Annotated in this window: 20 protein-coding genes and 3 pseudogenes; 4 read left to right on the top strand and 19 right to left on the bottom strand. The window is 37.0% G+C overall.

What is annotated here, in order from left to right; translation table 11 throughout:
* Positions 1-362 precede the first annotated feature (362 nt).
* A complete protein-coding gene (locus ORL93_RS06085; RefSeq protein ID WP_097794310.1) occupies positions 363-1,430 on the top strand; it encodes a M24 family metallopeptidase in 1,068 nt (355 codons plus the stop codon).
* A gap of 98 nt (positions 1,431-1,528) precedes the next feature.
* Positions 1,529-2,053: pseudogene (locus ORL93_RS06090) on the top strand (DinB family protein).
* A 35-nt stretch (positions 2,054-2,088) separates the two neighbouring features.
* Here the strand turns inward: ORL93_RS06090 and ORL93_RS06095 are convergent.
* Positions 2,089-2,478: pseudogene (locus tag ORL93_RS06095) on the bottom strand (YoqO family protein).
* A 185-nt stretch (positions 2,479-2,663) separates the two neighbouring features.
* Here ORL93_RS06095 and ORL93_RS06100 point away from each other — a divergent pair.
* A pseudogene (locus ORL93_RS06100) lies at positions 2,664-2,983 on the top strand (hypothetical protein); the annotation flags it as partial.
* Positions 2,984-3,256: 273 nt separating this feature from the next.
* On the top strand, positions 3,257-3,508 hold the full coding sequence (locus ORL93_RS06110; protein ID WP_018780911.1) for a YbeF family protein: 252 nt from the start codon (positions 3,257-3,259) through the stop codon (positions 3,506-3,508).
* Positions 3,509-4,602: 1,094 nt separating this feature from the next.
* Here ORL93_RS06110 and ORL93_RS06115 read toward each other — a convergent pair.
* The 18 genes from ORL93_RS06115 to ORL93_RS06200 form a co-directional block, all read right to left on the bottom strand.
* Positions 4,603-6,018 (bottom strand): homocitrate synthase/isopropylmalate synthase family protein, encoded by a 1,416-nt coding sequence (locus ORL93_RS06115; protein WP_018780910.1) that lies wholly within the window; start codon positions 6,016-6,018, stop codon positions 4,603-4,605.
* Positions 6,015-7,079, bottom strand: coding sequence for an alpha/beta hydrolase (locus ORL93_RS06120; protein WP_018780909.1), 1,065 nt, complete (start codon positions 7,077-7,079; stop codon positions 6,015-6,017). The genes ORL93_RS06115 and ORL93_RS06120 overlap by 4 nt, the downstream gene beginning before the upstream one ends.
* 14 nt (positions 7,080-7,093) lie before the next feature.
* Entirely contained in the window at positions 7,094-7,531 is a 438-nt protein-coding gene (locus tag ORL93_RS06125; protein WP_097794311.1) for a DUF441 family protein, read from the bottom strand.
* Positions 7,532-7,546: 15 nt separating this feature from the next.
* Positions 7,547-8,413: a HesA/MoeB/ThiF family protein gene (locus ORL93_RS06130; RefSeq protein WP_003199617.1), complete on the bottom strand. Its 867-nt coding sequence runs from the start codon at positions 8,411-8,413 to the stop codon at positions 7,547-7,549.
* A 13-nt stretch (positions 8,414-8,426) separates the two neighbouring features.
* Positions 8,427-9,275, bottom strand: coding sequence for a HesA/MoeB/ThiF family protein (locus ORL93_RS06135; RefSeq protein ID WP_033798445.1), 849 nt, complete (start codon positions 9,273-9,275; stop codon positions 8,427-8,429).
* Between the two features lie 793 nt (positions 9,276-10,068).
* Positions 10,069-10,701, bottom strand: coding sequence for an orotate phosphoribosyltransferase (pyrE, locus tag ORL93_RS06140; RefSeq protein WP_016116008.1), 633 nt, complete (start codon positions 10,699-10,701; stop codon positions 10,069-10,071).
* Complete coding sequence (pyrF, locus tag ORL93_RS06145) at positions 10,698-11,414, bottom strand: orotidine-5'-phosphate decarboxylase (RefSeq protein ID WP_018764742.1); 717 nt, start codon at positions 11,412-11,414, stop codon at positions 10,698-10,700. Before pyrF ends, pyrE begins: the two co-directional genes overlap by 4 nt.
* Before the next feature lie 2 nt (positions 11,415-11,416).
* Complete coding sequence (gene pyrD, locus ORL93_RS06150; RefSeq protein WP_018764743.1) at positions 11,417-12,328, bottom strand: dihydroorotate oxidase B catalytic subunit; 912 nt, start codon at positions 12,326-12,328, stop codon at positions 11,417-11,419.
* On the bottom strand, positions 12,325-13,104 hold the full coding sequence (gene pyrK / locus ORL93_RS06155; protein ID WP_018764744.1) for a dihydroorotate oxidase B electron transfer subunit: 780 nt from the start codon (positions 13,102-13,104) through the stop codon (positions 12,325-12,327). Before pyrK ends, pyrD begins: the two co-directional genes overlap by 4 nt.
* A complete protein-coding gene (carB, locus tag ORL93_RS06160) occupies positions 13,101-16,319 on the bottom strand; it encodes a carbamoyl-phosphate synthase large subunit (protein WP_098161190.1) in 3,219 nt (1,072 codons plus the stop codon). The genes pyrK and carB overlap by 4 nt, the downstream gene beginning before the upstream one ends.
* Positions 16,304-17,401: a carbamoyl phosphate synthase small subunit gene (locus ORL93_RS06165; RefSeq protein WP_018764746.1), complete on the bottom strand. Its 1,098-nt coding sequence runs from the start codon at positions 17,399-17,401 to the stop codon at positions 16,304-16,306. Before ORL93_RS06165 ends, carB begins: the two co-directional genes overlap by 16 nt.
* Complete coding sequence (gene pyrC / locus ORL93_RS06170) at positions 17,398-18,684, bottom strand: dihydroorotase (RefSeq protein WP_097794313.1); 1,287 nt, start codon at positions 18,682-18,684, stop codon at positions 17,398-17,400. Before pyrC ends, ORL93_RS06165 begins: the two co-directional genes overlap by 4 nt.
* Positions 18,668-19,582, bottom strand: coding sequence for an aspartate carbamoyltransferase (gene pyrB, locus ORL93_RS06175; RefSeq protein WP_018764748.1), 915 nt, complete (start codon positions 19,580-19,582; stop codon positions 18,668-18,670). The genes pyrC and pyrB overlap by 17 nt, the downstream gene beginning before the upstream one ends.
* 148 nt (positions 19,583-19,730) lie before the next feature.
* Positions 19,731-21,014, bottom strand: a complete 1,284-nt coding sequence (gene uraA / locus ORL93_RS06180; RefSeq protein ID WP_097794315.1) for a uracil permease — start codon at positions 21,012-21,014, stop codon at positions 19,731-19,733.
* A 147-nt stretch (positions 21,015-21,161) separates the two neighbouring features.
* The gene (pyrR, locus tag ORL93_RS06185; RefSeq protein WP_001156487.1) at positions 21,162-21,704 is read right to left on the bottom strand and encodes a bifunctional pyrimidine operon transcriptional regulator/uracil phosphoribosyltransferase; all 543 of its coding nucleotides are present in this window, start codon (positions 21,702-21,704) and stop codon (positions 21,162-21,164) included.
* 204 nt (positions 21,705-21,908) lie between these two features.
* Positions 21,909-22,817, bottom strand: a complete 909-nt coding sequence (locus ORL93_RS06190) for an RluA family pseudouridine synthase (protein WP_097794316.1) — start codon at positions 22,815-22,817, stop codon at positions 21,909-21,911.
* Between the two features lie 4 nt (positions 22,818-22,821).
* The gene (lspA, locus tag ORL93_RS06195; protein WP_018764750.1) at positions 22,822-23,280 is read right to left on the bottom strand and encodes a lipoprotein signal peptidase LspA; all 459 of its coding nucleotides are present in this window, start codon (positions 23,278-23,280) and stop codon (positions 22,822-22,824) included.
* Positions 23,281-23,403: 123 nt separating this feature from the next.
* Positions 23,404-23,733: a TraR/DksA C4-type zinc finger protein gene (locus ORL93_RS06200; protein WP_018764751.1), complete on the bottom strand. Its 330-nt coding sequence runs from the start codon at positions 23,731-23,733 to the stop codon at positions 23,404-23,406.
* Positions 23,734-23,927 lie beyond the last annotated feature (194 nt).

The raw sequence follows: 23,927 nt of genomic DNA on the forward strand, positions 1-23,927 counted from the left end.
CTTAATAAAAACTATTTTTCACAAAAAAGTTATTGAGCAATTAAAAATATATCGTGTTAAAAAGTTTATACCCTAGATTTTCATGTCAAAAAAATGTAGACACATATAATTTTATATGTCTACATTTTTTGACAGTGTATTCATTACTAAGTATCTTCCCTCATAAAGTGAAGCTTTAATCAGTAGGAGGTTTTCTTCATCCCCACTGATTATTAGCCCTCACCAATCGGGTGCCCGACCCCCACCTATCTTCTTTACTTTTGTTGAATTTTACAGTGGGGGTCTTATTGCCCACGAACAGCTAGATTGAGAATATTGGCATAATTATTGCTTTATATAGACAATGAAAAGGAGGAATCAAAATGACTACTAGAATCAAAAAAATTCAAGAACAACTAACCCAATATGGAATAGACGGATTACTCATTACGAAAAAGGAAAATCGCCAGTATGCAACTGGATTTACAGGTAGTGCTGGAGTCGTATTACTATCTGCAACTGAAGCTGTATTCATTACAGATTTCCGCTATGTCGATCAAGCAAAAACACAGGTACAAGAAACTGAAATCATTATGCATAAAGGAAACATAGAACAAGAGATTGCAAATCAGACAACTAGATTAAACATCCAAAGACTAGGCATCGAAGAAAACAATATGACCTTAAAACAGTATAGTTCGTTAAAAAAATATACAAACATCAAACTTGTACAAGTAAGTGAACTAGTAGAAACAATCCGTTCCATTAAGGAAGAGTCTGAAATCGAAACAATTAAAGTTGCAGCACGTATGGCCGATGAAGCATTTCAACATATAACAGGATTTCTAAAACCCGGTGTATCTGAATTTGATGTCCGAGATGAATTAGAGTTTTTTATGCGAAAACAAGGGGCCTCTTCCTCATCATTTAACATTATCGTAGCTTCTGGAGTCCGTTCTTCTCTTCCCCACGGCGTTGCCACAAATAAGATGATTGAAAACGGAGATATGGTTACATTAGATTTTGGTGCACTTTACAATGGGTATTGCTCTGATTTAACACGTACTATTGCGATTGGAAGTTACTCCAAAGAATTCGAAAAAATATATAGTATTGTATTAGAAGCATTAAAACGAGGAACCAAAGCAATCCGGCCTGGTGAATCCGCAAAAACGATTGATGATGTGACAAGAAATTACATTACAGATAACGGCTACGGTGAATACTTTGGCCATTCTACCGGCCATGGCGTTGGATTAGAACTTCATGAACCACTTCGATTATCACAAGAAAGTAAAGCTACTTTACAAGAAGGAATGGTTGTTACTGTCGAACCAGGTATTTATATTCCAAACTGGGGTGGCTGTAGGATTGAAGATGATATTGTCATTACAAAAGATGGGCATGAAGTAATTACAAAGGCAAATAGAGACCTTATTGTTATTGGTTAATAACCACAAACTTGATTCATATACGCTCCTAAAAAAGAATTTCTTTCTACATATAGAAACCCTTCTATAAAGAAATTATTTATTGGGAGGAATTTCTATTGAATTTCGTAATTGATAAGATTGACGGATTAAACACAGAGTTCTCAAAACTTGTTTCTATGATGAATTATACTCGCTATACAACTATGCAAGCTGTACAAGACTTAACAATTGAAGAACTCGATTATTTGCACGATGATTAGGCAAACTCGATTGGTATGCTTTTGTACCATATGGCTGCAGTCGAGTTTTATTATCAAATTCATACCTTTGAAGATCGCGAGCCAACAGAAGCTGAATTAGAACGCTGGTTACCAGGAGTTGAATTGGGTGATCTTGGACGTCAAACGATTAAAAATCACCCTATAGACTACTACATAGATACGTTACAAGAAGTTCGCGATAAAACGATTGCAACGTTTCAATCACTACCAGATGAATGGCTATATAAAACCACAACGTTTTGGCACGACAAACCTGCAAATAACTACTTCAAATGGTTCTATGTATTCGAGGATGAGCTGAGTCATCGCGGGCAAATTCGTTTAATTAAAAAAATGCAAAAAACTCATTCTGTAAAATAAGAAAAAGTGCTATCTCTTAGCGAGGTAGCACTTTTTTATGTTTTAGATACGTCATCACCTAATAATAATTTTTTATTCACTTTTGTAACAATCATTCCCACAATACCTAAGATTATAAGTAAATATACTAATCTAGCAAAAGATAGCCACCCTTGAAAAATTGGCATCATATCCATTTATCTACTGCCTTCCAACAATATGAATGGCACTGTAGCTATTAAAATGACAAACTCAATTCCTAAAACGATCTTCTTTTTTCCGGTGTATGCTCTAAATTCATCCCAACAATATAATACAGCAAAAATAAAACCCACTGCATAAATAGTGTCGATCCAATCACTTTCAATAAAATACTTTAAAATAAGTCCTATAGCAAAGCATCCCATAAGACCGTAAAAACCTATTTTCTCCTTCATATATTCCATCTCTCTATCTAGTAATAAAACCGTATAATATTTTATCCACTTTCAGGATTATTTGTATTATATCATCCACTTTCACCTTGTAAGTGCAGTACATGAAATTGTTATATTTTCTTTCTCTACGTACTCACACACTCCCACTCTCTTCATACACTAAACTACCCGAACGCCTAAAGGATGTGAGCAAAATGGGAGTAGAATTAACACTTCTGCACGCCCTCTATATTCTTTGTTTACTTACAATTATCACCTTTTTTTATTCTTCGAAAAGATACGACAATCATTTGTATTGTTTTTTATCTTTTTACTAGCTCTAACCGCAACACATTCCATTCCTCTTGCCGTTAGCGAGATTTTTCAAAGTTTTATCTATGCCATTACCGAACTACTACCAACTATTTTAATCATCTCTATTATTATTTCAATGAGCAATTTACTCGTGCATACTGGTTCTGTTGAATCAACTGAACCAGCTAAAGTTCTTACTTCTATTACTCCTCGCACAAAAAAATGGTTAGCAATTTGTAAAGTAGATCCATTCGAACTTGCTAGACGCAATTTTATACCGGTCGTTATCGGGTTAATTGTCACTACAATTGTCGCGATGTTTCTTTTATAACCGTAGACAAGTTTTCTTTGCTTACTGTTTTCCTTTGCGAACTGTTGAAATATACTGATTCCCAAAAGGGATTTCAAACCATCTGTCAAAATTATATTAAGAGAACAATTTTTAAAACGTTTAAAAGAAACATATTACTTCTTAAGAAAAGGGGACATAACCATGAGTGAATTGATTTTCTTCTTATTTATTTGTCCATTACTTATTTTTATTGTTTCAGTACTTGGGACACGTAGAACAAGAACGTATTACGTAATGCCAATTGTAACGTTTGCTATTTTTCTTATATTAGGAGTTATATTGTTTCCCCCTTCATTTTTCTTTTGGGTTGGCATGTATAGCATCTTCTCATTTATCGTTTCTTATATAACTTTATTATTTGTAAAGGGGTATGAAGCTGTGGAGGGAAAATAGTAATATCTTTTATTTAAGAAATTTAACGATTCTGTTTGAAAATGTACCTCTCATCTTCAAAATCATTCTCTTTATCTTTTTTAAATAGCCTTTTTAATTTATCAAACAATCTTTCCCCTCCACCTAAAGATAATGATATATAAGTTTTCGTTTTCTTAGCTTGATGACAATGGGGTAACACAACATGCCCATCAACTTAAGACATTTTATAATTCATAAATATTTAAAGATGAAGTTACCGCTCAGAGAAAAATTTGATAAAGTTTTTAATAATATTCTTCCTTATCGCAATAATTATATTTTATAAAGCTGGGTCCTGCCACATCGCTATCAAGCTAGTATTTTGAAATGTCCCCACAACGAAAAAAATGAAAGCTGTATTCCCATGCAACTATGAAGAGATAAAATTTTCGTTTTGAGGAAACTTCAGTAACGTTCAATTCGTCTTGTAAGCTCTTTTCAATATATTCAATTGAGTTTTGTATTCTTTCAAAATAATTCATTCCTCAATACCACAGTATATTCATATTTTATAATTCAAACAAAATATTTTTTGGTAATTTACGCTAATTCTACCTTTATATTGTAACCTATACTCTGTGCCTCTTTATGAATTTTAAGTGCATTTAAAAAGATGGCTTTCCTTTAACGCAAGGAAAGCCATCTTTTAATTTTCATAAGTTATCTTTTTACCATTGTTTCCATCTTATGCAAACTTATGAATACTTTGATTAGGGATCTGTATGAACTATTTAAGGGCGCAACACATTTGTACCAGAGCCAATAATCGTATACATGTGCTTTCAGATAGATAAGTAATGTTTATGAACACATAAAAAAAGAAGAGAATTTTTATAATTCTCTTCCTTTTTAAGTAGGGAAACTTTCATGTTCTTTAGTTGTTCAGTTCATTGAAAAATGCTGTGAAATTTACCCTTTCTATTATCTACTCTTGAAAATTAAGGTTCTTATTCGTCTTTTGAAGTAGCTCCCTATCTTCATCAAGCAAAAAATAAAAACATCCCAAAAACGAAATTTTTTTTCGTTTTTGGGATGCAAATGTATTTTAACTTAATGGCATTTTAGACTACCCATTATACATGCATTTTTGATAAATTATCCTCTAACAAACTAGAATTATAATTAGGTGCTAGTACGATATTTGTATATGTTCCTATACCCGAAAGGTACTTATACCTATGCTTGAAACCCGCTGGAATAAAAACAGATGCAGGACTCTCAATGATTTGAGACTCTCCCTCAATTTCCACTTCACATACGAGGCCTGTACCATCTATTTTATTCCCCCAGAAGATAAAGGCACTATCACAATGATGTGCGTGAATATCTACATGTCCTTCTAAGTTATCATCCATATGCGCACCGTAGAATACACGCTGTATCACATAAAATGAAGCCCGTTCATCCGTTCTATAATCCATCTGCACCCACCGCTCTCCTGGACCATCGCGATGATATAAAAGCTCAGATGCTCCCTTTACAAATGGTTTACTAACTCGGAGAGACTTTGAAAGCCTTGGCCCTTTTCTTTCTATGCATTTTTGTTGAATGTTCCTTACTCTTCCTATCATTTCAGGCTGAATACCCTCGTATGCTGAGTCATTCTGCTGAACAGCTTTTTTATGATAAGGTGCCGTATGAGTAAATATGTTCTTTCCAATAATCGGTCTCCAATGATCTACTTTACAACCAGTAGCTAATTGAAGAGATTGAGTCAATTCAGGAATCATCTGTAGTTTAAAGTACTGAAGATTACGCTTTTGAGATAAAAATACTGATAAATTTAGCAAGTCAACAATCCCAGCACGTTCACCTATTCCGCACAATGTAGTATCAATGACAGATGCCCCTGAATCGATTGCAGCAAGAGCATTTGCCATGGCTAGTCCTAAATCATTATGAAGGTGAACTTCAATCTCACAAGGGAATGTCTCAACAGATTTCTTCACGATTGTCGCACACTGACTTGGTTCCCAAATTCCTACAGTGTCTGCTAAACTGATTCGGTCTGCTCCAGCTACATGTGCTACCTGTCCAATGTAGGCGATATCTTCCCATTCAGTTCGCGAAGCATCTTCAATAGTAAAACGGATTTTCATCCCTAAAGATTTTGCTTCTTCAATAGCTTGTTTCACTTGATTAATAACGTAGTCTTTTGATCTATTGGTGTACTTTGTTTGTAAAGAAATGGGGTTAATAGACGCCCAGATTCCTATCCAATCGGCACCAGCACGATAAGCCGCATGAACTTCTTCTTTTTTTGCCCGAGCATGCATAAGTATTTCAGCGTACTTTGCAGAGGCTGCAACTTCCCGGCAAATCTCTTCTTCTTCTTCAGAAATACCCGGGTGTCCAACCTCGATAAGAGTTACTCCAAAATTCTCTAACATATGGAGTAAGGTAATTTTATCTTCCTTGGAGAAACGAATACCACATTGTTGTTCGCCTTCACGTAAGGTGGCATCCAATATTGTTATACCCTTATTCATTCCTTTTTTCCTTCTTTCATTTCTATAAAGTTTAACGTTTGTTCGAATAGGCTATTACGATTCTTTTCATAAACAGCCCAGTGCGTTGCATCGGGGATTACAACTTCTTTTTTTTGTTTTGTACCTGTTAGTTTTGACATCATATTTCGGTCTGCAAACGTGTCATCTTCTCCATAAATGACAAGTACTGGAACGTTAATTTTAGATACATCATATAAAGGCTGATTTTTCCAAATGTAAAACAAATCCTCTAGTGGACCAATTGGTCGACGAATAGTTTGATTATTTTTCTTACTCATAGGATCCGAATTGATAAATACTTGTTTTACGGCATCCATTGCTTCATTTGTAACGATTGTTTTCTTTCCCATCATCATATGCCAATGATGCATTCCTTTATCAAAGTCCACCATTTGATAGGCTGATGCTTCAGGATTAAATTGATTAGGTTGTAATGGATTTTCAAGAGATTTTGTCATCATAGGAAGTGTGAATCCATGCATATACCCATATAAAATAAGTTTATTAATATCTTGAGGATGGGATATTGCATAATTTCCAGCGACAACACCTCCATATGACCATCCTATTATATGAATCTTTTTCACATTTCTTTTCTTTTGGATCCACTTTACAACTGTTTCTAGATCCTTAGTTGCATCATTCAGATGAATAACCGGACGATTTTGGGAAGGAGGATCTGACATTTCTTTAGGGCGAGAAGAATGACCAAACCCTCGAAAATCCATGGCCCAAGTATCATACCCTTTTTTGGCATACTCATCCATCCACGAATATTTTGGTACATCAAATGCTTGAGCTGTAGGTACACTAAATGGTTCTAAAAATAAGACAATTTCATCGGATTTATACTGTTTTTTATTATTTAAGTTTTTATGAAGCAAAAATAATTTTTCTTCTCCTTGCTGAATTTCTAATTCTTGTTTTACTACTTTAGGAGTCTGAGCATTTTGAGAAGTTTCTTTTATATTAGAACAACCAGACATAAGCATTATAAAAAAAATCCCTACTAAACTAATATGTGTCCATTTTATCTTCATTTAGAATGTCCCTTTCATTTCATAGAAATAATAGCTATTATTCCAGCCGCAATAATTAATCCGGCTGGTAAACCTTTTGTAAATAATACGGCAACAAGAGTCCCTATTAAGACACCTAACAATATCGTAGGATTCATAGATAGAATTCCTACACCTTTCCCTCCTATGTATGACACAGTGAAACCTGCAAGAATGGACCCTAATCCCATAGGGGAAGCAATTAATTTTACTACGTTTTCGTTTGTAATCTTCCCTGATGCAATTGGAATTAAAAAGAATAACATAAGAAAGAAAATACCAATTTGAAAAGAGTATTGTTGAATAAAATGTAATAAAGTTTTTTGTCCAACAGCAAGTAAAACTCCTAATAAGCAAGCCGCACCAGCTAGTGCATAATCCTTTATAAGCAGGGCGAGTATTACAATTATTCCAAGTAACAAAAAAGGAAGCATAATCTTTTCTCTCATCTATAGTGTGGTATAGTCCCAACTACCATTTTCCGGTATAGAGACTTGTACCATATTCTGGTTTGCAAGGTTAATTTGAATTAAATTTGGACTTATTACAGGTCTTAACTCTTCTCGATTTATCATAAATTTAAATGCTTCAAAGCTTGCTAGAATGCCTACTATATTCGCAACAGGAGACAATACAGCCCATGGACGATCTTTTTGTACATAACTGCTTGCCCATTTCTCATCCGCGCCATATGTAACGGAATGAAGAGCACGTCCATCTTTTAATTCATGAATTTTATTTTGCATTTCTGGTGTTAGCTCTTGTTGATAAGACGGATATCCTAACGCAATTTCATAGGGCGTAGAGTTAGGAGTTAAAGACATCACGCCACCTCTAAAGGGGGGTGTAACCGCAATCCAAATAGAAGGGATTCCTAGTTTCTGAGCTGTACGATGGATAATTACTCTCGCTACTAAATTGTCAGTTGCATCTATAATGACATCTGCATTCGTTAGAAGTTCTAATGCATTGTCCTCGGTAACAAATTCTTTTGTTATCTCTATTTGTAATAATGGATTAATGTCTTGCAAAACTTCTAAAGCGACCTCTGCTTTTTGCTGTCCTAATTTACTGATGGAACTTAGCATTTGTCGATTAATATTGCTTGCTTCAAATACATCTTGATCAATAACATGTAAAGAACCTACACCCATTCGTGCCAATTGAATGAGTGTAATTCCTCCTACTCCCCCTGCTCCAACTACAGTAACGCGAGCATTTTTTAATTTTTCTTGCTCCTCTACAGAAATGACGCCAATATTTCGCGTGAAACTTTCTTCATATATATTTTGTGTATTTTTATTTTTTGTTAACAAATTATTTTCCTCCTTACAGTGTTGTATAATCCCAACCATCTTTTGGTGCATTTTTTACTTGGACGGGGTTCTGGCTATTTACATCAATAACAATCCCTTTTGGAGCTCTCGCTAACGGTTCACGACCAGTTAACACTTGGATTGCTTCATGAAAGCTAAATAATGACAATAGATGGGCACGCATCGGCGTGATAATCCATCCTGCTTTTCCATCACAAAAATCTTGTGCCCACTCTTTTGGTGCCCCTTTTTCTACAGAATACCAAGCTCGACTTTTCTTTATATCCGCAATTTGTTGTCTTAATTCGTGATTTGTTAATTTGCCTCCTACAATAGATACATTCAATGCTTCCTCATAAGGAATTCCAGTTGGAAAAAATGTAGAAACAAATCCTCTTGTGGGAGGACTACCTGACATCCCCACACTTGGTATACCTAATTCTCTAGCAGTTCTATGTATAATAACTCTTGAAGGCATATCATCTACGGCTTCTACTACAATATCGTGCCCTTTTATAAGTTCGATTACATTATCTTCATCTACTCTTGTTTGTATAAAGTTTGTTGATATATAGGGATGTATATCTTTTACAACCTGTTCTGCAACTTTTGCTTTTGGTTCACCTATAACACTAGAAAGTGCTAACATTTGTCTGTTAATATTAGATATTTCAAATTCATCTGGATCAACGCCTGTAATATGCCCAATCCCCATCCGAGAGAAGAGAATTGCTTCATATCCACCTACACCCCCTAATCCAAAAATAATAACCTTCTTATTTCGAAGACATTCTTGTTCCTGTTCAGAATACACACCAATATTCTTCTTAACCATTTCCCAATAATATGAATCCATATCCATTTTGAAGTCTCCTTTATATGTAGTAACCATTTCAAAAAAATAATTCCTGTATATAAAAATAGCCTAGAAGTATGTCTTTTTTGTGTGCTATTTGTAAAAAAATAGAAAAGTCTTCAATTCTTATTTTTTTAACAAATGAATATCTCTCCATTTATCCCGCGTTAACGGGTAGTAATACTCCCACCTCAAAATTCTACGAAAGCAAAGAAGTTAAGTGGGAGATAAACTGCCCATAAAAGCCCGATTGGTTCAACTAATAATCAGTGGGGGATGGAGAAACCCCCACTGATTAAAGTTTCACTTTATTAAAGAACTAAATAAATATAGCAATTTTTTTTTAGTTAACAGAAGATGTCTTCCGTTAACTTGTTAAACTTAATATATATAATAGATACTTTTTACGGAACACAATTGAAGAAAGAGGGATGATGATGGATTTTAAAACTTGGTTAAAAAATGAAGAAAAACGAACGGAAATCGCACCGTTACGAAAAGAAAACGATTTTTGATATTTTGGGTGTTATGTATTGTAAGATGTTACAAATACGAAAATCTACATAAAAATAAAAAAAAACCATTAAATAGTTTTTTTAATGCCCATTTTTAGTGTATTCATAGAGAATCAATAAAAATGCACTACCATATTACCTTTTAGTATGCTTAGCTTGATAGCGATGTGTCGGGACCTCATCTAGAATAATTGTTAGAATTACCAGGATAAGAGGATATTTATCTAACCATATTTTCTATAAAAAACACGACCGCGTTTCCCCAGCGGTCGTGTTTTTTATATTTAGGCTGTAATCCAAGCCTCGTCAGCTGGATTTTTACGCCATTCTTGTAATTTCTTTGTTTCAGCTTGTCCGATCATACCTTTTTCTGCTGCCACTTCAGTTAATGCACTGTAGTCGCTTAGAGAATATGATGCTACGTTTGCTGCTGCTAGTTTTTCTTTTCCTGCTTCAAGCTCATACGTGAAGATTGATACGATTCCTAATACTTCACAGCCAGCTTCGCGAAGTGCTTCTACACAAGTAATTGCACTGCCGCCAGTTGAAATTAAGTCTTCTACTACTACTACTTTTTGACCTTTTTCTGCTTTTCCTTCAATCTGGTTCCCTTTACCATGACCTTTTGCTTTACTACGTACATAGCACATTGGTAAATCCATACGATCACTTACCCATGCAGCGTGCGCAATACCAGCAGTTGCTGTTCCTGCAATAACTTCTACAGTTGGGAAGTGTTCTTCGATTAACTTCTCTAATCCTGCCGCAATCGCTTGGCGTACTTTTGGGTATGATAACGTTAAACGATTATCACAATAAATTGGTGATTTCATACCAGAAGACCATGTAAATGGATCATTTGGTTGTAAAAATACTGCGCCAATTTCTAATAGATGAGATGCGATTTCTTTTTTCATATTGTTACACCTTCCCACTGTTGTTTTACGGTTTTATACGCTTCAAGCGGATTTTCTGCCTTTGTAATACTACGTCCCACTACAATGTAACTTGAACCAAGTTCACGTGCACGCTTTGGCGTTGCTACGCGTACTTGATCATTAACATCATCGCTTGCAAGACGAATCCCCGGTGTTACTGTTACAAATGCAGGTCCGCATACTTCACGTAACTTTGGTACTTCTAGTGTCGAACATACAACACCATCAAGTCCACTTTCTTTCGTTAATTTTGCATAATGAGCAACCGCTTCTTCTAACGCTTTCTCAATACCAATCTCTTTTTTCATCATAGCTTCCGAAGTGCTTGTTAGTTGTGTAACTGCAATACAAATCGGTCTCTCTTTTCCTTCTTGCTTACCTTCCACTAATCCCTCAACCGCAGCTTTCATCATGCTGCTTCCCCCAGCAGCATGAACATTTACCATATCGACATCTAGACTAGCTAGGCTGCGCATAGCGCTTTTTACTGTATTCGGAATATCATGGAGCTTTAAATCTAGAAAAATTTGATGCCCTTTTTCTTTTAAGTACGTAATGATAGCAGGTCCCTCTTTATAGAATAGCTCCATACCAACTTTGACAAATAACTGTTCCCCTTCAAAGTGGCTTAAAAACTGTTCTACTTCTGCCTTACCTGGAAAATCCAGTGCAACGATTAAAGACTGTGACATGTTTATTTCCAGCTCCTTCCCTGACATTCCGAAATGTGATCAAATCCTAATTCATCTAATAACGCTGGTAATTCTTCAATAATTGTTGGACATACGAACGGATCAACAAAGTTCGCTGTACCAACTGCAACTGCGCTTGCACCAGCGTAAAAGAACTCAATTACATCTTCTGCTGATTCAATACCGCCCATTCCGATAATCGGAATGTTAACCGCTTGACTCACTTCATGTACCATACGAATCGCCACTGGCTTAATTGCAGGTCCTGATAGTCCGCCTGTACGGTTTGCTAAAATCGGTTTTGCTGTTTTTAAATCTAGACGCATACCAAGCAATGTATTAATCATCGTTAATCCGTCTGCACCTGCATTTTCAATTGCCTTCGCAATCTCTACAATGTTTGCCACGTTCGGTGACAATTTCACATATACCGGCACTTCAGAAACCTCTTTTACTCGCTTCGTTAAATCAGCAGCAATTTCTGGGACAGTACCAAAAGCTATACCACCCGTTTTTACGTTTGGACAAGAAATATTTAATTCTAGCGCATGAACATTCGGTGCTTTTGAAATTTCCTTTGCAACTGCTACATAATCCTCAGCTTGTGAACCTGCAACGTTCGCAATAATCGGAAGATCGAATTGCTCTAGCCATGGTAATTCAGAAGTCATTACCTTTTCTAGCCCAGGGTTTTGAAGTCCGATTGCATTTAGCATTCCGCCTGGTGTTTCAGCAACACGAGGCGTTGGATTTCCATAACGAGGTTGTTCTGTCGTTGCTTTAATCATGATTGATCCAAGTACGCTTAAATCGTAAAATTGCGCATACTCACGACCAAACCCGAAGCAACCAGAAGCTGGGATGATTGGATTTTTCAACGATAATCCTGGTAATTCAACTTGCAATCTGTTCATAGTACAACCTCCCCGATTGGAAATACTGGCCCGTCGCTACACACCTTCTTGTAAGAATGTCCGCTTGGATCTTCTTGCAAGTGACATACACATGCGAAACATGCTCCAATACCACAGCCCATACGTTCTTCTAGTGAAATGTAGGCTTTTTTCTCTTTATAACGACCTTCTAATGCACGTAGCATTGCCAAAGGTCCACATGAGTATAAAATGTCAAAGTCGATTCCATAAGCATCAATCACATCTGTTACAAATCCCTTTGTACCATGTGTACCATCAACTGTTGCCACATACGTATCGCCAAGCTCTGCAAATTTCTCTTCGTAGAAAACAACATCTTTTGTTTGGAAACCTAAGATGTGAATGACACGTACACCCTTTGCAACAAGACGCTGTGATAACTCATAAAGTGGTGGTACACCAATCCCTCCACCTACTAATAGAGCTGTTTGCCCAGCTTCCGCTTCTTCTACAGGAAAACCATGGCCTAATGGTCCTAATACATCTACAATTTCACCTTGTTTTCTCTTTGCTAGTGTTTTTGTTCCTTGTCCTTCCGCACGATATAGCATTGTAAATTCGTTCTTGTCTTGATCGACATTACAAATACTAATTGGGCGGCGCAGAAGGGGCGTAATGCCCTCTGCTACCTTAATGTGCACAAACTGCCCTGGTTCGTTCATTTGCTGTACAAGATCACCTTGAAGCACTAATTCATAAATATTTTTTGCGATTTCTGTTTGGTTAACGACGATCATATTTTGCTTTTGCATCATGCATGTACCACCTCGTGACGCTGCGCTGGCGCGATTTCTTTCATTGCGTGAGCTGAGAATGTCATGGATTCTAGTACTCTTAAAATTGCTCTTGTTGTATCAAGTGAAGTTAAGCAAGCCACACCATTTTCTACTGATTCACGGCGAATGCGGAAACCATCACGCGCTGGTTGTTTTCCTTTTGTTAACGTATTGATTACAAACTGTGCTTTCCCTTGACGGATAATATCAAGTAAGTTGTAGTCTTCAGAATCAATTTTGTTTACAACTTGCACCGGAATGTTTTTCTCTGTTAACGATTGTGCTGTTCCTGCTGTTGCTAATAAGTTATAGCCAATTTCATGGAAGCGTTTTGCAATTTCCATTGCTTCTTCTTTATCTTTATCCGCCACAGTAATGATTACTGATCCGTGCGTTGGAATGTTAATTCCAGAAGCAACAAGTCCTTTATATAGTGCTTTTTCAAGCGTTAAGTCTTTCCCCATTACTTCCCCTGTTGATTTCATTTCAGGCCCTAATGTTGTATCAACTGAACGTAGTTTCGCAAATGAGAATACTGGAGCTTTTACATACACTTCATTCTCTTCTGAGCGATAGCCAGTTTCATATCCTTGTTCTACAAGATTTTGACCTAAAATAACTTTCGTTGCGATATTCGCCATCGGTACGCCTGTAATTTTACTTAAGAATGGTACTGTACGGCTCGCACGTGGGTTTACTTCAATTACATACACTTCGTCTTTGAATACTACAAACTGGATATTCAGTAATCCAACAATGTTTAATCCTCTTCCAAGTGCAATTGTATTTTCGATAATTTGTTCTTTCAGTTTTGCAGATAAGCTTTGCGGTGGGTATACTCCAATTGAGTCACCAGAGTGAACTCCAGCGCGTTCAATATGTTCCATAATACCTGGAATGAATACATTTTCACCGTCTGAAATTGCATCTACTTCAATTTCTTTACCAACCATATAGCGGTCAATTAATACTGGATGATCCGCATGAACTTTAACCGCATTTTTCATGTAATGCAGTAGTTCTTCTTGACGATATACGATTTCCATCGCACGCCCACCAAGTACGTAAGATGGTCTTACTAATACTGGGTAACCAATTTCTTCAGCGATTGCTACCGCTTGTTCTACAGTCGTTGCTGTTTTACCAACTGGTTGCGGGATACCAAGCTGCGTTAAAGCTGCTTCAAATTTATCACGATCTTCTGCACGGTCTAAATCTTCAAGTGATGTTCCTAAAATTTTCACACCGTGTTCTTCTAATTTAGCAGCTAAGTTAATTGCCGTTTGTCCACCGAACTGAACGATAACACCTTCTGGCTTCTCTAAATCAATGATGTGCATTACATCTTCGATTGTTAATGGTTCAAAGTATAATTTGTCAGAAATACTGAAGTCTGTTGAAACTGTTTCTGGGTTATTGTTAATAATAATTGCTTCATATCCGGCTTCTTTAATTGCCCATACAGAGTGAACAGTTGCATAGTCAAACTCAACACCTTGACCGATGCGGATTGGACCAGATCCAAGTACAACTACGCTTTTACGATCTGTAACGATCGATTCATTTTCATCTCCATATGTGCTGTAGTAGTAAGGTGTTGCAGATTCGAATTCTGCCGCACAAGTATCTACCATTTTGAATACTGGCGTCATGCTATTTTCTTTACGCACATCATAAATTTCACGTTCTGTTTTACCCCAAGAAGCTGCGATGTAATGATCACTGAAGCCCATTTCTTTTGCTTCTTGTAATACTTCCATATTTCCTACATTCGCTTTTACTTCGCGTTCCATGTTTACGATGTTTTCGACTTTTTGTAAGAAGAAGAAGTCCATTTCACACCATGCGTTGATTTCTTCTTTCGTTACACCTTGACGGATCGCTTCTGCTACAACAAACAGGCGCTCATCATCTGCTTTTATAATACGTTTTTTCATCGTTTCTTTATCAAGTTCTTTTAAATGATCTAGTTCTAGGTGATAAATACCAAGCTCTAGAGAACGAACTGCTTTTAGTAATGATTCTTCTAGGTTACGTCCGATAGACATAACTTCACCAGTTGCCTTCATCTGTGTACCAAGCGTTCTGTTTGCTGATTCAAACTTATCAAATGGCCAACGTGGAATTTTAGAAACAACATAGTCTAGTGCTGGTTCGAAACATGCATATGTTTTTTGTGTTACTGGGTTTACAATTTCATCTAATGTTAAGCCGACTGCAATTTTCGCTGCTAACTTCGCAATTGGATATCCTGTTGCTTTAGATGCTAGTGCAGATGAACGACTTACACGTGGATTTACTTCGATTACATAATATTGGAAGCTATATGGATCAAGTGCAAGCTGAACGTTACATCCTCCTTCAATTCCTAACGCACGAATAATTCGTAATGAAGTGTTACGTAACATTTGATACTCACGGTCACTTAATGTTTGGCTCGGCGCTACAACGATAGAATCACCTGTGTGAACCCCAACTGGATCGATATTTTCCATGTTACATACTACGATGGCATTGTCGTTTGAATCACGCATTACTTCGTATTCGATTTCTTTACAACCAGCAATACTCTTTTCTAATAAACATTGCGTTACCGGGCTATGTTTTAAACCACTTGTTACGGTTTCAATTAATTCTTTTTCATTGTGGCAAATACCGCCGCCTGTTCCGCCAAGTGTAAATGCTGGGCGAACGATTACCGGATACCCAATTTCTTTTACAAATTCATATGCTTCATCAAGCGTATGAATGATTTCACTTGGTGGTGTTGGTTCATTTAACTCTTGCATTAATGTACGGAATAGATCACGATCTTCCGCTTGCTCAATTGCTGATAATTTTGTTCCTAAAATTTCAACTCCACACTCGTCAAGCACACCTGATTTCGCAAGTTCAACAGCCATGTTTAAGCCCGTTTGACCACCTAATGTTGGTAAGATTGCATCTGGACGTTCTTTACGAATAATACGGCTTACAAATTCTAATGTTAATGGTTCAATATATACTTTATCTGCTGTTGCAGTATCTGTCATAATTGTTGCTGGGTTAGAGTTAACAAGGATTACTTTGTAACCTTCCTCTTTAAGAGATTGACAAGCTTGTGTACCAGAGTAGTCAAATTCCGCTGCTTGCCCAATTACAATTGGTCCTGATCCGATTACTAAAATTGTGTTAATGTCTAAGCGTTTTGGCATAACTCTTCCCCTTCTTTCTTGAAGTTTTCAATCATTGTTAAGAAATCTTCGAATAAATCATTTGCATCTTCTGGTCCCGCTGAAGCTTCTGGATGATATTGCACTGTAAATGCTGGGAACTTCTTATGACGAAGTCCTTCTACAGTTCCATCATTTAAAGCTACATGCGTAATTTCAAGATCTGTATTTTCAACTGACGCTTCTTCTACTGCGTAACCATGGTTTTGAGAAGTAATTGCTACTTTTCCAGTTGCAAGATGTTTTACTGGATGATTTAAACCACGGTGACCGAATTTTAACTTACTTGTATTCGCACCAGATGCTAGAGCAAACAATTGATGTCCAAGGCAAATCCCGAATAAAGGTACTTTTCCGATGATTTCTTTTAACATTTCAATTGCTTCTGGTACATCTTTTGGATCACCAGGTCCATTACTTAACATAATTCCGTCTGGACTAAGGCGTAAAATTTCTTCCGCTGTTGTATTGTAAGGTACAACGATTACATCACAATCACGTTTATTTAGCTCGCGCAAAATACCGTGCTTCATTCCGAAGTCTACAAGTACAACACGATGACCACGGCCTGGACTTGGATATGGATCTTTTGTTGATACGCGTTTCACATGATCTGTAAAGACTGTCGCTTTTAATTGGCTAACGATGTACTCTACATCCGCATCCATGTTGCAAAGACGCCCGCGCAGTGTTCCATATTGACGAATTTTTCGCGTTAATTTTCTTGTATCAATTCCTGCGAGTCCGGGAATATTTCTTTCTTTTAAGTAATCATCTAACGAAATTTCATTACGGAAGTTAGATGGGTGATCACAAATTTCGTTTACTATTAAACCATTTACAGATGGATGAATTGATTCGAAATCATCACGGTTAATGCCATAGTTTCCGATTAATGGGTACGTAAATGTTACAATTTGACCGCAGTATGATGGATCAGATAATGTTTCTTGATATCCAGTCATTCCTGTTGTAAATACAACCTCACCTGACTTTTCGATCTCTCCTCCGAAACCTTTTCCAATTAATACTGTTCCGTCTTCTAAGATAAGCTGTCTTTTCATACTAATGCACTCTCCTTTTGCCATGCGATCTTACCGCCAACTATTGTCATAACCGGCCATCCTTGACACTTCCAGCCTGCAAACGGCGTATTTTTTCCTTTTGATAAGAATGTTGTTGGATCAATTTCTTCTTCTTGTTCTAAATCGATAATTGTAATATCTGCCGCTCTTCCTTCCTGCAAGCGACCTGCTTCTAAACCAAATGTATCAGCTGGTTTTTCTGTTAAGCATTGAATCAATTGTTCTAATGTGATAATCCCCTTTTTCACAAGGTTTGTATATAGTAATGGGAATGCTGTTTCAAAACCAGTAATTCCAAATGGTGCTCTTTCAATACCTTGTGCTTTTTCTTCTGCTGCATGCGGTGCATGATCTGTTGCGATTATATCGATTGTTCCATCTAATAATCCTTCAATTAAGGCTTCGTGATCTTCTTTTCCTCTAAGCGGTGGATTCATTTTAAAGTTTGGATCAACACCTGGGATATCATCTTCACATAATACTAAGTGGTGCGGTGTTACTTCTGCTGTCACTTTAATTCCAGCACGTTTTGCATCACGAATCACTCGTACAGATCCTTTTGTACTTACGTGACATACGTGATAGTGGCAATCTGCCGCTTCCGCAAGTAATATGTCCCGGGCAATATGTACAGATTCACATACTGATGGGATACCGTTTAATCCGTGTTCCTTAGAAAACTTCCCTTCATGTACACAACCTTTATTAATTAGTGTATTTTCTTCACAGTGTGCAACGACTGCCATATTTAATTTTGCTGCACGTTTCATAGCAGCTAGCATCATGCTTGCATCTTGTACGCCTACTCCATCATCAGTAAACGCGAATGCTCCAAGTTCTTTTAATGTTTCAAAGTCTGTCATTTCAGAACCTGCTTGACGTACTGTAATTGCGCCATATGGCAGTACATTTACATGTGCTTTTTCTTTAATTCGTTTTTGTAAGTCTTCCATATGTTCTTTGCTGTCTGGTACTGGGCGTGTATTTGGCATTGCGCAAATTGTTGTAAATCCACCTTTTGCCGCTGCAAGCGTACCTGTTTCAATTGTTTCTTTATGTTCACCACCTGGTTCGCGAAGATGAACGTGTACATCTACTAGTCCAGGTGCGATTAATTTTCCATTTACATCGATTACTTCAACATTATCTGCCGTAATATTTTCTGCTACTTTCGCAATTTTACCGTCTTGTACAAGAAGATCTGTTGCTACAATTTTTCCTTCTTCATTTAGATAACGTCCATTTTTAAACAAATAATTCATGTTTCATTCCTCCTAATACATTTGGTAATGCGCGTTTTAGTACAGCCATTCTTACGTAAACTCCGTTTTCCATCTGTTTGAAAATGCGGGAACGCTCACACTCAACGAGTTCGCTCGCAATTTCTACATCGCGGTTTATAGGAGCTGGATGCATAATAATACTTCCTTGTTTCATACGCTTTTCTCGTTCAATTGTTAATCCGTGCTGTTCATGATACTCTTTCATGATGTCTGTTTCATAATGGTCATGACGCTCATGTTGGACACGAAGTAACATCATCACATCAACTTCTGGAACAAGTTCATCTAAACTTCTGTATGTTCCGAATGTGTTAGTTTCATCTTTCCACTCTTCTGGGCTAGCAAAGTAAATTGTTGCTCCTAGTTTCGTTAATGCTTCAGCATTAGAGCGGGCTACTCGGCTATGGCGGATATCTCCAACAATTGCAATCTTTAATCCTTCGAAGCTTCCAAACTCTTGTTTAATTGTTAAAAGGTCTAGCAAGCATTGTGTTGGATGATTTCCACATCCATCTCCAGCATTTAGGATTGGAATATTTACTTTATCTTTTAGCTCATCGAAGTAGCGATCTTGCTGATGGCGGATGACTACTGCTTTTGTTCCGATTGATTCTAGTGTTCTTATCGTATCGTATAATGTTTCTCCTTTTTGTACGCTAGAAGAATCTGCTGAGAAGTTTAATACGTCTAGTCCTAATCTCTTCTCGGCAACTTCGAAGCTAAACTTTGTTCTCGTACTATTTTCGAAAAATAAGTTCGCTACAAACGTTTGCTCTGTTGTTTTTTTACTTCTTCCATTTGCGAAATCTTCTGCGTCTTTTAGGATTTCTGAAATCTCTTCTTTCGATAATTCACTCATCGTTAACAAATGGCTCATTGTCATCCCTCATCTTTCTGATTTTTATGATAACATTTTTGTATTTATATAACAACGATTGCATAAAAATACCCTAATCGTATGAGACTAGGGTGCGAGAAAAAAGCCACCCTTTTCGGTCTCACAGGACTGAATTAAAAGGTTGTTTTTATGAAGCAATCTGCTTAGATTGTTGTTTCTGTTTCATTTCAGGTAACAGTAGATTTAACAGTACGCCAACGATTGCTGCAAGCGCCATTCCTTCTACTTGGAATGATTCTCCGACACGAAGTACCGCGCCACCAATACCGATTACCAAAATCACTGATGCAATCATTAAGTTTCGTTTGTCGCTTAAGTCTGTTTTATCATCTACCATCATGCGTAAACCGCTTGATGCGATTACTCCAAAGAGTAAGATTGATACGCCCCCCATAACTGGTGTTGGAATCGAGTGAATCAGTGCGGAAATCTTACCAATAAATCCGAACATAATCGCGAAGACTGCTGATCCGATGAATAAGTATACACTGTAAGCTCTCGTAATTGCCAGCACACCTATGTTTTCACCGTATGTTGTATTTGGTGGTCCACCAATTACTGATGCGATTAATGTCGCTACACCATCTCCAAAAATCGAGCGATGTAAACCTGGTTTTTCAATTAAATCCCGCTTAATAACATTTCCAAGTACGATTTGATGCCCGATATGTTCTGAAATTGTTACAAGTGCTACTGGCACCATTAAGAGTACAATCTTCCATGAAAACTCTGGCGTGTAAGTTACAAATGGTACGACAAAGTCTGGTACATCAAACCATTGCGCCTCAGTTACTGGCTTTAAGTCCACCAATCCTTGGAAGTAAGCGAAGATATATCCTCCGATAATCCCTAATAGAACTGGTATGATGCTGAAAAATCCTCTTCCGAATATAGAGCAAATGATTGTAATTGCTAGCGTTACTAATGCTACTGAGAAGTGTGTAACACTATACTTGCCACCTGCATCATTCATTGCCATATTCACTGCTGTGTGTGCTAATGCTAATCCGATAACCATTACAACTGGACCAACGACAATTGGTGGGAGTAACTTCATAATCCATGCTGATCCCGATTTCTTAATTCCAAGTGAAATTAAGATGTATACAAGTCCTGCTAGTAAACCACCAAGCATTGCTGCTCCTGGTCCTCCTGCTGTCTTCGCCGTAATAATCGGTGCGATAAACGCGAATGATGAGCCTAGATATGCTGGTACTTGACCTTTTGTTATAAGAATAAACGCGAGTGTTCCTAATCCACTGGAGATTAAAGCTACTGATGGATTCAGTCCTGTTAAAAACGGAACAAGCACTGTTGATCCAAACATCGCGAACAAATGTTGTATACTTAAAAATAACCATTTTCCGGGTTTCGGTACTTCATGAATGTCTAACACTGGCTTTTGCTCCATTGTTATATCCTCCTTCAGTTTAAAACTTTGCAACAAAAAAACTCTTTGCGCCCTATGCACAAAGAGTCCTATACTTTCGTATGTCAAATTTGACATACGAAAGTCAAGACCCTTTGGCAGCCTCACAGGACTACATTTAAAAGGGCTTTACTTATCGTATATACTTACTCGATCTTGCTGATCCGTCTCTTGCAAATCAACTTCAATACGTTCTTCACTTGATGTTGGAATGTTCTTCCCTACATAATCAGCGCGAATTGGTAATTCACGATGACCTCTGTCTACAAGAACAGCTAGTTGGATTTGTGATGGTCTACCTAAATCCATAAGAGCATCCATTGCTGCTCGAACCGTTCTTCCTGTATACAATACATCATCCACAAGAATAACTTTTTTCTTCGTAATGTCCACAGGAATATCTGAACCTTTTACAAGCGGTTCTTTATTTTTTGATTGCAATGTTAAATCATCACGATATAGTGTAATGTCTAACTCGCCTACTTCTATTTCTTTTCCTTCAATTTGACCAATTCGTTCCGCTAAACGCTGTGCAATAAAAATCCCACGTGTTTTAATTCCGACAAGAACACAATTATCGACACCTTTATTACGTTCCACAATTTCATGACTGATGCGTGTTAAAGCGCGGCGAATCATTTGGTCATCTAAAACGACAGCTTTTTCTTGCATGCTCTACACCTCCAAGCTTTTTTCTTGCGTGAGAGGAATGGTATAAAAAAAGTCCTCTCAGCGTGTGCGAGAGGACTTTTGAAAAAAGGGTACAAGTACACCCTAAGTATTTCAAACCGTTACCTTCTCAACCTCACGGGGCTGTGTTAAAGGATCATTATTCAACTGTTGCTATTATCGCAGGTTTTAATCGTTTTGTCAATACTATTTCCGTAAAACATTTAAAACTTCTTCAAATACTGCTGGAACTGGCGCCTCAAACTCGATATATTCGCCTGTACGAGGATGATCAAACCCTAAAATCCCCGCATGAAGCGCTTGTCCATTTATATCTAATGTTTTTTTCGGACCATATTTCGGATCTCCCGCAAGCGGGTATCCAATATATTTCATATGAACACGAATTTGGTGCGTACGGCCGGTTTCTAAACGACACTCTACAAGTGTAAAGTCTTTAAATCGTTCTAACACCTGAAAATGCGTAACAGCATGCTTCCCATTTTCATCAACCGTCATACTTTGGCGGTCCTTTTTATCACGGCCAATTGGAGCATCAATTGTCCCTTTATCATGTGGAATTACACCATGGACGATTGCTTTATATCGTCTTGTTACTGTTTTTGCCACAAGCTGATTTACAAGAGATTCATGTGCCATATCATTTTTAGCAACCATCAATAAGCCAGATGTATCTTTATCAATACGATGTACAATCCCTGGACGCATTACACCGTTAATACCTGATAAATCTGTACAATGATGCATTAACCCATTTACAAGTGTACCACTTGTATGTCCAGGAGCTGGATGCACAACCATGCCACGTGGCTTATTCACAACAAGCACATCTGCATCTTCATAATAAATTTCTAAATTCATGTCTTCTGGCAAAATATCAAGCTCTTCTGGATCTGGAATTGCTACTGCAATTTCATCATTTACTTTTACTTTATAATTTCCTTTAATGTCGTTTCCATTTACGGTTACAACGCCATCTTTAATCCACTGTTGTACTTGTGAACGTGACCATTCATTGTTCACTCCCGCGAGAAACTTATCAATCCGTTCGCTCTTTTGTTCTTCTGTAACTATTACTTGTACTACTTCGCTCATTCAATTACTCCTTCATTTTCTTTCCTTCTAATAATGTTTGAATAATAATCAATACAACCCCAATACATAAAGCTGAGTCAGCTATGTTAAATACCGGATAGTTGTATGAAAAAATATACACGTGAATGAAATCCACCACTTCTTGTCTAAATACACGATCAATAAAGTTGCCAATTGCTCCGCCTAAAATAAGACCTAATGAAATCCCTAGGAGCCTATCTGTTTTTGCATACTTTTTCATATAAAATACGATAAATCCTACAAAAACAACTGTAATAATATAGAAGAACCACATTTTGTTTTCTAAAATGCCCCAGGCAGCTCCTCTATTCCGATGTGATGTTATGTATAATACATTATCGATAATCGGGATACTTGTACCTAATTCCATGTTTTTTACAATTAACCATTTCGATACTTGATCGATGGTAATGACAAATAACGCTATTAAATAATATATCATTTTCATTTCCCCCACAAAGACAGTGTACCTCAAAATTTTAGCATAGCTACGGTCTTTTCACAATGAACCTTTACGGAAGAATAAAATAAAATAAAAAAAGGTAATATAATATCGTTGTGCCTCTTAGACATTTACTTTCTCATATAAAAATTCATGAATTGTACGAGCTGTTGGCATCATTTTCATTTGCTTTACAGGAATGTATTTCCCAGTTTCCTCACAAATGCCATACATATCGATTTCCATTTTAAATAATGCTCGTTCCACATCTTTTAAATCTTCTCTTATATCATGTAAAAATAATTTCTTTTTTCCATCTTCCTTCGATTCATAGCCTAATTCCAGTCCGAATTCTACATAATAAGTTTCTATCGCTTCTTTTGCCAGTCGTTCCTGTAGTTCTTTTTTCATCAATTGTAATTCTTCTTTGATTTCCATATAGATTTCATTCACGTGTACATCCCTCCCGGCTGCAATGTACCGTTAGTGTGTCCGAAATTTTCTCGCTTACCGCTCACACATTTTTCCTTCATAGGAAAGTGCTTAAAAGTTACTTCCTCCTGCCCAACAGAAAAACTTTAAGCAGTCGAACTTTTCATACATCTGCCACATGTTAAGAAGAATCCTTACTAAATACAAAAACTGAC

Origin of the sequence: Bacillus sp. DHT2, from assembly GCF_026241455.1 — a bacterium.
GTDB classification, from domain to species: Bacteria; Bacillota; Bacilli; order Bacillales; family Bacillaceae_G; genus Bacillus_A; species Bacillus_A pseudomycoides.